We start from the raw sequence: 13,392 nt of genomic DNA on the forward strand, positions 1-13,392 counted from the left end.
CCAGCTTGTTGCGGCGGAAATTAATCTCCGCCTGAGTCACCATCGCTGCCCGAGCTAGAGCTAGAATCAGTCGACGAATCAAATTCGGAATAAACACTTACTCCAAAGTCAGCATGTCGATAAATTAGAAGCGCGGTAAAGACAAGAATAACGCCAAAAATGGGGTCATCATGCAGGTACATCCAAGCACCTAGTATTGCTATTAAGATAGAGATTATCTTTTTAATCATGTTTTACTTTCTTGTTTGGTTTAATTAAATGCAATTCCGATTTGCTAAATAGTGTCGCCATAGCTTAGTCCGGCAGTATTTTTGGCCGAAATGATGCTGTAGCAACTGGTTATATGCCGCCTAAAATATACCCAAAAGCAAAAGCGACACATGCAACCAAAATCAATTGATTTAACTTTGTTTTTTCATTGCGCTCTGAAACAGATTGCAACATAGCTTCAACAGAGCCTTTGTATTTACCAAATGCGTTAAGTGTATAAGTGGGTTTATTGTTTAGTTGGCAGAAAAAATCATTATTAGAATCGAGAAACTCTCTCAGTTGTGATTGGCTAATATTAGTTTGATTTGCCAAAGTTATGATACCGCATCCAGATTTACCATGGGATGCGACAGTTTCAAGAATTTGTTTAGTTTGGTTAAAGTCCATTTATTTTCTCCGTACTTTTAGTTGGTTTGTTATCTGTATACCATGCCTTTAGTTCATTAATTTTAATTACAGGCTTGCCATTAAAATCACTTATTACTGTGGGTGTTAAATGCTCGAAATGCTTAACATGCCAATCTTCCATATACAGCTAAGCGTTGCGAATCACTCTGAAATGCTTTGTTATGCACGTATTTGATATAAGTGCCCTGACTCAAATTCATTCTTAGCTACGCACTTTATTTGCCAACCAAGTTTATGCGCCACTTTTTGGCTACCCACATTATCTGAAGCAATGAAAACTTTAACTTGGGTTAAGTCGATGGATTGAGCCAGTTTGAATATTGCTGACTTGCACATTAGCCACGCCAGCCCTTTCCCCCAAAACTTCTGTCGAATGAAATACCCAAAGTCGAGCTCAGCATCAAGTAGCGTAATTCCACAAAACCCAACAATTTCGTTAGTTTCAACAGACCTGAACGCAAACCTAGTTTTTGCCTGTTGCTCATTAGCAAACCAAACTTCAGCTTCTGCATCAGTCAAAGGTCTTCTAGGTCCCAAAAACCTCATAGTTTGCTCGTTTTGAAGCAAGTCAAAAACAGCACTTCGATCACTATCAACTAATTGTGAAATAACGATTTTGTCCACGTTTACTCTCCTAGCACATAACGCCGCCAACAGCGGCCGAGCGTAGCGAGGTCCAGCGCACGGAGTGCGCGATGCTGCTTGGCCTTGTTAAATGGCTTGTTCATTGCTGCATGTAGCCTTTAAATTCTTGCAGACTATTTGCAATCTTAATGGCCGATTCTGGTGCCATACCAATGCTTGGCATGTAAAACACCTCTTCGGCTTCATTCACAACCAAAAGCTCACCGCCACCATTACCGCCGAATGTTAAAAAGCCAGGAGCGTACTCGGCGATCTGATAGTCGCGATTGAATTCTTTCAGTTCTTCAGGCTGCCACAAGACATACCATTCTGGCTCTACTGATAGTTCACCTTCTAGGTAGCCTTCCTCTAACCAAGATCTCAGAACTTGTTTGATAGCTTCGATATCCATGATTGCCATTTAACATGTTTATAGCGAGCGAATCGCGCATTTTTCTACCACAGCGTCGCTCGTTTTTATGAATGACTCATTTGTAACAAACTTCTTAACTATTTGCCAGTACTAACAAAATGCAGCAATGATGGCTTTTATCTCAGGACAAAAACGTGCGATTGGATTGTTTTCCTGACTATGCAAGCAATATACTCTGACGAAATAGAAAAGTAATTTTTAAAGACCGCTGTTCGCTCTTTTGCGGCATTCGAATAAACACGTCTTGGGGCAAAAACGTGTATAGGTGAACGTCTATTTTTGAGAACTTGGTTAATAGCGATTAGACGACCATTGAGAGTCGTTTGAATGTTCAAAACTCCCACCTTCTCCAGATTGAAATCTCAAAAAATTACTAACGGACAGAAAAAATAATCGATAAAAATAACGCTAATTCAGAAAAAAAGCTGCCATTTTTTCGGTTTAATTAGCCTAACCAACTGTTTTAATGAAATTAATCTAAGTTCAGATTCTGGAATTAGCTGAGTTTATACATACCTGATTTCCACAAAAACAAGTTCATTATTCAAGCTATTGAAACTCGATCAAATCTTAAAATTGGAATTTTGGAATTAGGTGACTTTATATACTCAGATATTACAAATTGAACTCAAATCATTTACTTAAACTCCCACGTTAAAGATTTTTTTCAAACCAAACCCATCAAATTTTTTAAAAAATAATCCTAAATAAAAAGGCTATTTGAAAGAGCTGATTTATTAAGCTGTGAAAGTTTTAACTTATTGTTTTATTTGGTTTTAAACTCATAAAAGGCATGTGTTAGCAGCTAGGTTAAAAGAGTGCTCGCTTAGGTTTATAAAGTAAAAACTCTATTTTCACCTATTAAGGGGCTTGAAAAAAAACACCTGTTCAGCTTACACTTGTGCGCTAATTGAGCGTACATGTGTAAGCCTAAACTATGAATGTTTTGTTAAACCCACTTTCTAACTGGTTCAGTAAACAGTTTTTCCATCACACATCGATGGCGGGATATATTGAGCCTGTAATTCAATTATTTAAGCCAAGTTGGCGCGATGGTTATTATCGAGCCAAGGTGGTTGCGGTTCAGGCTATTGCTAATCGAACACTTGCGATTGAGTTAAAAACAGAATCCCGTTGGCCAACGCATAAAGCGGGGCAGCATATTGAACTAACGTTAGAAATTAACGGCCGATTAGTTACGCGTGTATTTACTATTGCTTCAAGCCCAAATCAGGCAATGCACGAAGGGGTGATCCGTTTAGTGGTGAAGCAGCAAGATGCGGGGGCATTTACCCCTTTTTTATCGCGCTTACAGGTTAATTCGTGGGTTAATATTTCAAAACCCAAGGGAACGTTTTTATTACCGCAAAGCGGTGCGGTTACTTTTTTCGCTGCTGGCTCTGGCATTACGCCATTTATTGGGATGCTGCATCAAAACCTACACGAACAGGTGGATCCTATCCATTTAGTGTACTACGCAAAAGCAAATGAGCATCTACTGGTGGCGGAACTTGAGAGCTTAAGCAATCGCTTAGCAAATTTTACCTTTACCTTACTTAATCGAAGTTGTGACGGCGATGTTATTGAAAAGCTATCGGAGTTTCATAATTCAAAATGGCTGGTGTGTGGTCCAAATGATTTTTATAAAACTATTCAAAATTATGCAGAATCCTATCAGATATCAATTTCAAGTGAGCATTTTTCCCTAGTTGATTTGCATGTACACGGTGATGAAAAAGCGCATTTTCAGGTGGATCATGGCGGCATTAAATTTACAGCCGACAACCAACAGCCGCTTTTAGTGCAGTTTCAAGCAAACAAGATTAATGTGCCTTATGGCTGTGGCATGGGTATTTGCCATCAATGCCAATGCGTAAAGAAAAAAGGCGTAGTGCGAGATATGCGCACCGGTAAATTATCAGATTACGGTGAAGAGTTAATTCAATTATGTGTATCGCAAGTGGTGTCAGATGTGGAGTTTAAAGTGTGAACACAATAGCAGAACCAAATTATGATTTATTAGCCAAGCAGCTAAACGAAATTCAATCAACAACTATGGCAAAAGTGGGTGAGCAAGACGCAAACTATATTCGCCGTGTAATCGTTATGCAGCGGATTTTAGAATGGTCGGGGCGTATTTTATTGGTGCTTGGCTTTATTACGCCGTGGCTTTGGCTTGTTGGTGTGCTTGCGCTTGCAACGGCTAAAATACTCGACAATATGGAAATCGGCCACAATGTTATGCATGGCCAGTATGACTGGATGAACGACAAGCATATTAATTCTAAAGCGTACGAATGGGATATTGCCTGCGACGGTAAAAGCTGGAACCGCGTACATAACTTTGAGCATCACACCTATACCAATATTATCGGTAAAGATCGCGACTTTGGTTATGGTTTATTACGCTTATCAAACGATTTTCGTTGGCGAGTAAAAAACCTTTGGCAATTTATCACTTACCTAAATTTAAGTGTGTTGTTTCAGTGGGGCGTGTCGTATCACGAGCTTGCCGCTGAGCGTGTGTTTTTTGGTAAGAAAAAAGAGAACCGTGATTATAAAGTGCCACACAGCGAACTAAAAACACGGTTTTTTAGTAAAGGCGCGCGCCAATTAATTAAAGACTATCTAATTTTCCCACTGTTAGCAGGGCCATTCTTTTTATGGGTATTAGTGGGTAATCTAATTGCCAATTTGCTACGTAACTTATGGACATCAACTATCATATTTTGTGGTCATTTTACTGGCGATGTAAAAACATTCAGTGAAAAAGAATGCGAAAACGAGACAAAAGGGCAGTGGTATTACCGTCAAGCATTGGGTTCATCAAATATTAAAGGGAGTAAGTGGTTCCATGTTCTAACTGGGCACTTAAGCTTTCAAATAGAGCACCATTTATTTCCTGATATGCCTGCAAAACGTTACCGTGAAATTGCGCCTAAAGTGCAACAGGTATTTCGTGAACACGGTATTCAATACAACACAGGTAGTTTTTTCAAACAATATGGCTCGGTAGTTAAACGCATTTTGCGCTACTCATTGCCATAATTGGTTAAATCAGTTCCTTAACATAATGTGCCCGGTTATTGTCTGCCAACGATAGCGCGGGTGCATTATTTTCTAACCTAGTTACATAAGCTTAGGTTTCCTTTTTAGCACGTCTTGCTAATCACTAAAGCTTGAGACAATAAATAGCGACGTTCAAACTTGCTTATAGAAAACTGAAGGTTAAGTTCAACCTTCAGTACGATTATAGTTGAATGCTTATTGCTCGCCGTAAATAGGGTAATCGGTGTACCCACGTTCATCACCACCAAACAAAGTGCTTGGATCTGAAATTTCGTTTAACGGTAGGTTGTTCTCTAAGCGATAAGGCAAATCGGGGTTTGCTAGAAATTTCCGACCAAACGCAACGTAATCAACTAAATGATCGTTTATAAGTTCGTTTGCTTTTTCGGGCGTGTAATTACCGGCGACAACAATTGCACCAGAAAAATTTTTACGAAGTTGCTGACGAAACGTTTCGGTAACAGTCGGGGCATCATCCCAATCAGCCTCAGCAAGGTGAATATAAGCAATGTCCAATTCGTCAAAATACTTTGCTAACAACAAAATGGCATCGATTGCTTCTGGGTCGTTCATGCCTCTTTGGGTTATAAATGGCGCTAACCTAATCGCTGTGCGCTCAGCACCTATTTCGTTACTAATAGCCTTGATGATCTCTAATGCAAAGCGAATACGATTTTCTAAGCTGCCACCATATTCGTCATCACGTTTATTTGAGGTAACGCGTAAAAACTGATCAATTAAATAACCGTTTCCTGCATGCACTTCTACACCGTTAAATCCTGCTTCTATCGCGTTTGCTGCCGCTTGGCGGTAGTCGGCAACAATGTCTTTAATTTCTTGCGTGGATAATGCGCGTGGAGTAGGGCAGTCAAGCATACGGCCAACGCCATCATCACCGACTATCCATACTTGTGCATCCGGTGCTAAGGCGCTTGGAGCTACGGGTAATCCATCTGGATGAAACACCGAATGTGACATGCGGCCTACATGCCACAGCTGAGAAAAAATAATGCCTCCGTTGTTATGTACTGCATGGGTTACTTTTTTCCAACCGTCGATCTGGGCTTGTGTATAAATACCGGGAGTAAAAGAATACCCTTTGCCTTGTGCAGAAATTTGGGTGGCCTCCGATACGATAAAGCCTGCACTTGCTCGTTGTGCATAGTAAGTTGCCATTAAGTCTGTAGGAATGTCACCAGGTTGCGCGGTACGAGAACGCGTCATAGGTGCCATCACCACTTTATTATTGGTATTAAGGTTGCCAAGTTTACCGGTGTTAAATAATGCGTTTTTCATATTCTTAACCTTATTAGTGAATGTCATTGCTCGAAAATAGAATTTCGATTTTTAGGCCATCAGGACCTTTGATAAATACTTGATGTTCGTTTGCTTCAGGGATTTCTCGTTCAACAAATGGCATGTTTAACCTTGTTAAACGTTCTTTTATTCTGTGGTAGTCATTTGAGGTAAACGCTAAATGGTCTACCGTTGGCAAGCTCGGTATTGAACTATGCGTTTCGTGATGCCCTAAATAAAAAGATTGCACAGGGTTAATGTCATCTCTTTTTGCAATGTGGATACAAGGCACATTGAGTTCGTCATACAACCAAACACCTGCAAAACCAAATGGCGGACGTTGTCCTTTTTTCAAACCAAGTGCTCGTATTAAAAACTGAGACATTTCATCCAAATCCGATGCTAGCAATAGTGCGTGATTCAATTGCATATCAACCTCCTTAAAGCGATGTATTCAGTTTAACTATTTTGACTAAATTGATAATTGCTCGTAGAGTTAAATCACTATTCAGAATAACTGAAGAATCATGGCTAAAATTGATGATATGGCGTTGTTTGTTCACGTTGTAAAAGCGGGTGGATTGGCGGCAGCTGGACGAAAATTAGGGCTTTCACCCGCAAGCATGACAGCACGCATTAACCAACTTGAAATGCGTTACGGCACTAGATTATTGACGCGAAATACACGAAGTATCTCGTTAACTGATGTTGGTGAGCGTTTTTATGCTGGCTGTTTACGTGTAATTGAAGAAGTAGAAAATACGGAAAACTTGCTTCAAGAATCGCAAGACACCTTGCGAGGACATTTACGAATATCGGCAACATCTGATTTCGGCCGACAATATGTAGCCCCCGCCCTTGCAGAATTTAGCAGTATTCACCCAGATGTCTCACCTCATTTAATGTTAACTGACAGCTTAATTAACATCATCGATGAAGGGGTAGATATCGCTTTTAGATTTGGTAATTTACCAGACAGTAACCTTATTAGTAGGCCGTTAGCTAAAAATCGACGAGTGCTATGTGCCTCGCCCGATTACATAAAAAATTATGGATTACCGCAACACCCGAAAGAGTTATTAAAGCATCGATGTTTGATTTTAGAGCGCTCAGGACAACCACTAAACGAGTGGTATTTTGAAATTAATAACAAACGGCAGTTAATAAAGGTAGCACCACATTTATCGTGCTCTGATGGTGAAGTTATAAGGCATTGGGCAGTTCAAGGTCATGGCATAGCATTTAAATCGTTGATCGACATAAGAGAAGATCTCTCTAATAACAAGCTTGTATTGCTATTAGATGAATACGTACGAGGGTTTAACCACAGCGATACTGAAGTAGTGGGTGTACAAGCCATTTATGCAAGCAGACAATATTTACCAATGCAGGTAAAAGTATTTTTAACTTATTTTGAACAGTGGTTGAAGCGTAAATCATATTAGGGTCTGTTGATCTTTGCTGTTCTATTTTTGTTCTCTTTGAGCGTGCTTTTATCGCGGCGCTCGATGTGTGGCCTAGTAATCTAAGCAAATATCGAGCAACAATGAGAAAAGTGCGCTCAAAAGAACCGTTCGGCAGCGCTTGATTGGCTTTTCTACTGTGTTATCGGCTGGCTTACATAGAATAACTATGCCACGCAGCCTCTGCCTTGGATAAAACCCAATCAAACTGCTGCAAAAACGAACTTGAAAGGTCAACAGACCCTAATATATGAAATATCAGAGAGTTATTTTTTAGGTGTTATGGCTTGATGACGTGGTGTAGTTTAAATTTTAAAATAAAAAAGCGACTATCTGGGGATAATGATAGTCGCTTAGGCCTACTCGTTGGGGTTTAAATCAGATTAATAAACTCTGTGGTTGCAAAGCTATTAGCAGTTTTGTTCTTCGCTGCCGATCTCTTCTTTCGCTTTTTCACACAGGTCTTCGGCTTTGTTTTGCGCGTCAGTGATGGCTTCGTCAATACGTTCGCCTGCATCCTCTGCTGGGCCTTCAGAACAACCCGTTAGTGTAAATACGGCACCAAGTGCAATTACTTTTGTCATTGTCATTAATGTTTTCATGATATTTTTCCTTATAAAATTAATTGAGTATTAGCGGTTTTTGGCCCGCTTAAGCCCTGGGTGCCCTTATTCTGGGTAAAATCAGCGACAGTACCAACAGTGCGACAAATACAAAGAATAAAATTTTCGCGATACTCGCTGCGGCGCCTGCAATGCCACCAAATCCTAAAAGTGCGGCAACAATTGCTAAAACAATAAATGTAAGTGACCAACCAAGCATACATCCTCCTTAATTATCGGTTTCGGTTAACTATTAAGCGGTTACTTCTTGCAATGCTTTCATCTCGTCATGACACGCTTGCATGCTGTTTTGAATCAGTTTTAACGTACTGAAGTAAGGCGCTGGCAATGGCTCTTCAAGCGCAGCTTCAATTTTATCAAGCACGCGGTCTTCAACTTCTTCAAGTTGGGCAATGTAAGTATGCTCTTTATCAGTACTTACTACCGACAACACCTTGGTATATGTTTCGCGCATTGATACAACTAAGTCGCTGTCCGTTTCGACTTCACCTTCATCAAGCACTACTAATGGTTGCAATTCAGCCGCGGCACGCTCTTTCTCAGAAATCATGCGGTCGAAGATGATTTCAAGACTTTGGCTAGAGACTTTTGTTTTGGCTTTTTTATAAAATTCGATACCGCCATTTAAAACTTTAACAAGCTCTTTTACCGGGGTTAAGTTGTAATTCGAGTTTGACATAAATGCTCCTTTTCAATTTTCTTAACGGTTCAAACTATTAATGCATGGCATGTGCCAAAATTTAAGATATTAAAAATCAATGGCTTAGATTGTTTTGTTGAAAAGTGCCTGCGACACATTTACAGGCACTATGAAGTTTTTACTTATCTTGACTCTGTATATCTTGCAAAGAGTGACCACCCTTTGCGTTGAAGTCCAAAGTACGGATTGGGAACGGAATAAGAATGTCGTTTTGCTCAAGTGTTTTATGAATAGTGGCAACCGCTTTGTGGCGCATTTCCATAAAGCCAATCTCGCCTGGGTAGTCTATCCAAAACCATACAAGCAGGTTTACTGAGCTGTCAGCAAACTCGCTGGCATACACTGCAGTTTCAGATTGTTTAATTACGCCATCAAGATCATTAATAGCATCGGTAAGCACGTCTCGTGCTTTATCAACATCGTCTGCGTACGAAATCCCCACAGGTACTTCTATACGACGTTTACGCAGTCGCGAGTAATTTAATAGCTCGTTTTTAAACAGTATTTTGTTGGGCACTATGGCCATTTGACCATAAAAGTTCTCTATTAGAGTATTGCGCAGGTTAATACGCTCTACGGTGCCAAAGGTATCGCCCGCTTCTATAATGTCGCCAACGCGAAATGGTTTACGAATACCCATTACAATGCCTGCAATTAGGTTTTCGGTCATATCTTGAAAAGCAAAGCCAATAGCAAGGCCAATAATACCCGCACCCGCAAGTAATGATGCCACCGCTTTTGACAGCCCCATAATGTCGAGCGCGAAAAAGAAACCAATAACAATAATCACCATGCGACAAATGCCTGTAATAAGGCCGGCAATTTGTGATGACTCAAAAATGCGGTTAAGTAACTTCTTTATCCAACCCGATATCCATTTAGATAAAACTAAAAACACAATGAAGATAACAAGCGCAATTACCATGTTGGGCAAATTCTTTATGGTTATTTCAAGCCAATGAGTGAGCTTTTCATTTATAAGAGACCAAAACTTCTCCAATGTAATCGACATAACAGCTCCTTTAATAATGTAATGACGTTACCTTGGGGTACGCAGTTTATATGCCAGCGTAGCTAAATTGCGTAAGGCTAAGGTGTTGTGAGGCGTTTGTAATAATGGGGCGGTGTATTTGTGTAAAAGGTACATGGATATTTTTCACACTGGTTATGTAAATACTACATTGGTAAATTTCTGTTTTTATATAAGTTGTTGATATTTAATGTTAAAAATTCTGGTATGTGAAATGCATTAAGTAAATCGAACTCAGCAAAAAGGAAATTTATTATGAATCGTACATTTAATACACTTGCACTAGTTACTGTTTTATCTACAACTGCTCTTTCAGTAAACGCGAAAGACAACCAGTGGGAAAAAGAAGCAAGCGACGCTTGGATTGATGGTAAAGCTGAAGCAACTTTACTTTTCAATACACAGCTAAATTCGTTTGATATTAACACCGATGTAGATAAAGGCGTGGTAACGCTAACGGGTAAAGTAAATCACGATGTTGATAAAAAGCTGGCACAAGAGTTAGTGATTGGTATCGACGGCGTTAAAGAGGTTGAAAACCGTTTAACAGTGATACCAGATAGCAAAAACAAGTCAGAAAAAGACGACAGTCAAATTGAGTCTGACTTTGTAGACGCAAAAATTGCAACGGTAATCAAAACACGCTTATTGTTCGATACAGATATTAGCGGTACGAGCATTGATGTTGATGTTGAAAACCAAAACGTTACCTTAACAGGTGAAGTAGATTCAGAAGCTGAAAAGCAATTAGCAATTACCATTGCTAAAAACGCAGACGACGTTGAAAACGTAGAAGATAACCTTCGCGTTGTAAAACAGTCTTAATCCTGTCCCAATTACTGCACTACCAAAAAAGCACCGAAAGGTGCTTTTTTTATACCTGTTAATTACACGTATATCAATTGGGAAATATTATATATAGCAATAGCTTGAGTGTTGTTTTATGCTACAGAAAAAGATAGTTAATATTTAGACAAGGAATAGAATAATGGACGAAGGATTGTTCTCAAGCTTAGGGGCAGTATCTGTTGTTGTTTTAGCCGCGGCTGATGCCGTTAGAAATGACAAAAATTTGAAAGATGATTGGACTAGAAGGTTTAAGAAAGGCATTGTTTGGGCTGTATTATTTTCTTTTATTCCCTGCATTTTATTGTATGCAGCGAATAACAGTAATGCGAAGAAAGGTGAGCCAGCATATACTGTTTTGCAATGGGTGGTGAGTTTGCCTTTAACGGCCTTAATTTCTATCACAATTTTTACTTTGTTATTTGTTTTACGCCCGCATCCTGAAAGAAATTCGTTCAAACCACTCAAAGTATTTACGTTAATTTTTTGGGCTGGCGCAATCGCATTTATTTTTTATGCCAGCATCTTTCTTGTAAATCAATTTGTGCTTTTATTCGCGTAACTATCAAATGCCAGCAAATCTAAACTGACAGTCACCGATTGGAAAACAGGTAACTGTCAGATCAAGTCTTAGCTAGTACACTTAATCCTGTCCCAATTACTGCACTACAAAAAAGCACCGAAAGGTGCTTTTTTTTATGCCTGTATTCAATTCATGTAATTTTTGTTTTAAACGCAATAATAAACTATATAACCATGTTGTACGTATACCAATTAAATTCCTATTAGGTACCTAGTTATGTTTTGTGCGGATTGCGAAAGAATCGATAACTACTTATTCCCTGAAACCACGTTTTGGTTATTTTTACCAACCTTTGAGAGCGTTAATAAAGCAATTGTGTTTTGTGGAAATGGTGATTACCCCGCAACTCAGGTTGACTCGCATTGCATTCGGGTGAAAGTTACTAAGCGACAGGTTAATCGCTTTTTACTTGGTTTATTTGGCGAGTTTGAACCCAACGAACTAAATGCCTCAAAAATAACAACAACCGATGGAAGGGAGCCTAGTTTTGCTGATATTGGTCGTTTGGTGCCTGCAAGTGTGCTTATCAATCGATTAAACAGTGAATGGATAATTAACGCCATTGAAGGCGACAACTACGAAACGCATTTTCAACCAATTTTTGAATTAGACAAACACGGTGAAGTAACGCCATTTGCTTACGAGGGGCTATTTAGGATCCGTGATGAGTTTAATAACATTGTTCCGCCAGCTCACGCGTTCAAACTAGCGGAAGGCTCCGATTTATTGTTTTCACTTGATTTAGTCGCTCGTCGCTCGGCAGTTGGTCATTTCAAAAAATCAGGACTTAATGGCAAGCTGTTTATCAACTTTAATCCATCGAGTATTTACGATCCATCTTATTGCTTAAGGGCGACAGCCTCAGCCATTAACGTGCTGGGTATTCAACCACAAGATGTGGTATTTGAAATTACAGAAACAACATCAGCAACAGATGAATCGGTAATGCGTGGGATCTTAAATTTTTATCGTAATGCAGGTTTTGGTGTTGCACTTGATGATATTGGCTCGGGATGGTCGGGCTTAAATATGTTACACAAGTATCGCCCTGATTACGTGAAAATAGACATGGATTTAGTGCGTGGTTTACACGAAGATCCGTATAAACAAACAATTGTGAAGCATCTTATTCAGATAGCGCATGACAATGGCAGCAAAGTGATCGCAGAGGGCATAGAACATCAGCAAGAATTAGCGATACTGCGCGAATATAAGGCGGATTACTATCAAGGCTTTTTATTAGGTAAACCCATGCTGCAACAATCAAAACTAACTGTTGAAGCGCAAACACAAATAGATAATACGCTAAAAGGCATTAATTAACGTTAAGTCTGTATAACTGCGCATATAACTATCCAATGCCAGTAACCAACATCTAAGTTACTGGCGCCCATCTTCAATGTTTAAAGCGGTTAACATGTTTTGCCTAGCAGCTGTATTGAACTCTTTATTAATCTGTGTGGTCTACTAACTTCTTGTTTTATTTAACCTGAACTCGCGTTCAGGTATTTGTAAATTTACCTAGAGTACATTCTTCTTTAGGTATATCAGTTAGAGAATATATGGACGTAGTACTTAAAGAAATAACCAGTTCAAATTATGAGTTAGTGTGTGATTTAGATGTAACAGAAGATCAGCAAGATTACGTGGCATGTAATATGTGGTCGCTGGTTGAGTCGCATTACAATTCTGGCCATACCTGCAAAGCAATTTATTGTGATAACCAAGCTGTTGGCTTTTTTATGTGGGTGCAAGAATCACCAGAAAAAGTGTCGATTTGGCGTTTTATGATAGATCACAAATATCAAAATAAAGGCATTGGCAGAATCGCTTTAAATCAAGCGCTTGACGCGATTAAGTTAACACCGGGGTTGTGTGAGATTGAAATATGCTATAACCCTAAAAATCCTGTCGCGAAAGACTTTTACTCACGCTTTGGCTTTCAAGAAGTGGGCATGGATGAAGACAACGAAGATATGCTCGCGATAATATCGCTATAGTTTGCAATAATACTAAAAAGGGGCGGTTTTTAGTGAAAACTTACCCC

At 39.4% G+C, this 13,392-nt stretch carries 17 protein-coding genes; 7 read left to right on the plus strand and 10 right to left on the minus strand.

From position 1 onward, the window contains the following. Window positions 1–20: 20 nt before the first annotated feature. From ACHSBP_RS18695 to ACHSBP_RS18710, 4 genes are all read right to left on the minus strand, one after another. Window positions 21–182, minus strand: coding sequence for a hypothetical protein (locus ACHSBP_RS18695; RefSeq protein WP_158523477.1), 162 nt, complete (start codon window positions 180–182; stop codon window positions 21–23). Between the two features lie 157 nt (window positions 183–339). Next, entirely contained in the window at window positions 340–657 is a 318-nt protein-coding gene (locus ACHSBP_RS18700) for a hypothetical protein (protein WP_010558567.1), read from the minus strand. 180 nt (window positions 658–837) lie between these two features. After that, window positions 838–1,302, minus strand: a complete 465-nt coding sequence (locus tag ACHSBP_RS18705; protein WP_010558568.1) for a GNAT family N-acetyltransferase — start codon at window positions 1,300–1,302, stop codon at window positions 838–840. Between the two features lie 100 nt (window positions 1,303–1,402). Continuing rightward, on the minus strand, window positions 1,403–1,714 hold the full coding sequence (locus ACHSBP_RS18710) for a hypothetical protein (protein WP_010558569.1): 312 nt from the start codon (window positions 1,712–1,714) through the stop codon (window positions 1,403–1,405). 958 nt (window positions 1,715–2,672) lie between these two features. Here ACHSBP_RS18710 and ACHSBP_RS18715 point away from each other — a divergent pair. Together ACHSBP_RS18715 and ACHSBP_RS18720 are read left to right on the plus strand one after the other, a co-directional pair. Then, a complete protein-coding gene (locus ACHSBP_RS18715; RefSeq protein ID WP_395390077.1) occupies window positions 2,673–3,725 on the plus strand; it encodes a flavin reductase family protein in 1,053 nt (350 codons plus the stop codon). 65 nt (window positions 3,726–3,790) lie between these two features. Further along, window positions 3,791–4,783 (plus strand): fatty acid desaturase family protein, encoded by a 993-nt coding sequence (locus tag ACHSBP_RS18720; RefSeq protein ID WP_395390244.1) that lies wholly within the window; start codon window positions 3,791–3,793, stop codon window positions 4,781–4,783. A gap of 216 nt (window positions 4,784–4,999) precedes the next feature. Here ACHSBP_RS18720 and ACHSBP_RS18725 read toward each other — a convergent pair whose 3' ends face one another. Further along, a complete protein-coding gene (locus ACHSBP_RS18725) occupies window positions 5,000–6,100 on the minus strand; it encodes an alkene reductase (protein WP_395390078.1) in 1,101 nt (366 codons plus the stop codon). A gap of 13 nt (window positions 6,101–6,113) precedes the next feature. Further along, a complete protein-coding gene (locus ACHSBP_RS18730; protein ID WP_395390079.1) occupies window positions 6,114–6,530 on the minus strand; it encodes a VOC family protein in 417 nt (138 codons plus the stop codon). Window positions 6,531–6,627: 97 nt separating this feature from the next. Between ACHSBP_RS18730 and ACHSBP_RS18735 the strand changes: the two genes are divergently transcribed. After that, window positions 6,628–7,545, plus strand: coding sequence for a LysR family transcriptional regulator (locus ACHSBP_RS18735; RefSeq protein ID WP_395390080.1), 918 nt, complete (start codon window positions 6,628–6,630; stop codon window positions 7,543–7,545). Between the two features lie 428 nt (window positions 7,546–7,973). On the opposite strand, the gene ACHSBP_RS18740 is transcribed toward ACHSBP_RS18735, so the two are convergent. The 4 genes from ACHSBP_RS18740 to ACHSBP_RS18755 all read right to left on the minus strand — a co-directional run bounded on the left by ACHSBP_RS18740 (window position 7,974) and on the right by ACHSBP_RS18755 (window position 9,898). Next, window positions 7,974–8,165 (minus strand): hypothetical protein, encoded by a 192-nt coding sequence (locus ACHSBP_RS18740; RefSeq protein WP_105172429.1) that lies wholly within the window; start codon window positions 8,163–8,165, stop codon window positions 7,974–7,976. Between the two features lie 49 nt (window positions 8,166–8,214). Further along, on the minus strand, window positions 8,215–8,385 hold the full coding sequence (locus tag ACHSBP_RS18745; protein ID WP_395390081.1) for a DUF1328 domain-containing protein: 171 nt from the start codon (window positions 8,383–8,385) through the stop codon (window positions 8,215–8,217). Between the two features lie 33 nt (window positions 8,386–8,418). Continuing rightward, window positions 8,419–8,865, minus strand: a complete 447-nt coding sequence (locus ACHSBP_RS18750) for a PA2169 family four-helix-bundle protein (RefSeq protein ID WP_395390082.1) — start codon at window positions 8,863–8,865, stop codon at window positions 8,419–8,421. A 139-nt stretch (window positions 8,866–9,004) separates the two neighbouring features. Then, entirely contained in the window at window positions 9,005–9,898 is an 894-nt protein-coding gene (locus ACHSBP_RS18755) for a mechanosensitive ion channel family protein (RefSeq protein WP_232732369.1), read from the minus strand. 273 nt (window positions 9,899–10,171) lie between these two features. On the opposite strand from ACHSBP_RS18755, the gene ACHSBP_RS18760 reads away from it, so the two are divergent. The 4 genes from ACHSBP_RS18760 to ACHSBP_RS18775 all read left to right on the plus strand — a co-directional run bounded on the left by ACHSBP_RS18760 (window position 10,172) and on the right by ACHSBP_RS18775 (window position 13,345). Next, on the plus strand, window positions 10,172–10,741 hold the full coding sequence (locus tag ACHSBP_RS18760; protein WP_395390083.1) for a BON domain-containing protein: 570 nt from the start codon (window positions 10,172–10,174) through the stop codon (window positions 10,739–10,741). Between the two features lie 163 nt (window positions 10,742–10,904). Then, window positions 10,905–11,324, plus strand: coding sequence for a hypothetical protein (locus ACHSBP_RS18765; protein WP_395390084.1), 420 nt, complete (start codon window positions 10,905–10,907; stop codon window positions 11,322–11,324). Between the two features lie 237 nt (window positions 11,325–11,561). Beyond that, window positions 11,562–12,668 carry an EAL domain-containing protein gene (locus tag ACHSBP_RS18770; protein ID WP_010558580.1) on the plus strand — a complete coding sequence of 369 codons (1,107 nt, stop codon included), beginning with the start codon at window positions 11,562–11,564 and terminating at the stop codon, window positions 12,666–12,668. Between the two features lie 239 nt (window positions 12,669–12,907). After that, on the plus strand, window positions 12,908–13,345 hold the full coding sequence (locus ACHSBP_RS18775; protein WP_010558581.1) for an N-acetyltransferase: 438 nt from the start codon (window positions 12,908–12,910) through the stop codon (window positions 13,343–13,345). Window positions 13,346–13,392 lie beyond the last annotated feature (47 nt).

It is taken from the genome of Pseudoalteromonas sp. XMcav1-K (assembly GCF_044005875.1).
Lineage (GTDB): Bacteria > Pseudomonadota > Gammaproteobacteria > Enterobacterales > Alteromonadaceae > Pseudoalteromonas > Pseudoalteromonas spongiae.